Source organism: Bradyrhizobium sp. WSM4874, from assembly GCF_055811835.1.
The window spans coordinates 1-432 of sequence record NZ_JBVVPR010000213.1 but is presented as its reverse complement, the minus strand read 5'-3'; the positions used below and the strand labels follow the sequence as shown (position 1 = coordinate 432).

Annotated in this window: 1 pseudogene; it reads left to right on the top strand. The window is 66.7% G+C overall.

The features are described from left to right. Positions 1-432 (top strand): annotated as a pseudogene (locus AC0L3P_RS40080) (IS5/IS1182 family transposase); the annotation flags it as partial.

Below are 432 nucleotides of genomic sequence, written 5' to 3'. Positions count from 1 at the left end.
GAGGAGGCATTCGCCCTCCCGCTTGGCCGGGCCGTGCAAATCCGCTCGCAGCAGCAGCGCCAGCGCGGCTGGAAGCTTTATTCCTTCCATGCCCCGGAGGTGGAATGCATCGGCAAAGGCAAGGCCGCCGCGCCTTACGAGTTCGGCGTGAAGGCCTCCATCGTCACCAACAACCGCCGGGCGCCCGGTGGCCTGTTCGTACTGCACGCCAGGTCGCTGCCCGATAATCCCTACGACGGTCATACCCTGCGGGACGTCATCGACCGCACCGAGGCGCTCACCGGCTGTCCGATCGAGCGGGCCTATGTCGACAAGGGATATCGCGGCCACGACACGCAAAATCCCCGTCGCGTCTTCATTTCGGGCCAGAAGCGCGGCGTGTTCGGCGCCATCAAGCGCGAGCTCCGGCGCCGCTCCGCCATCGAGCCCATC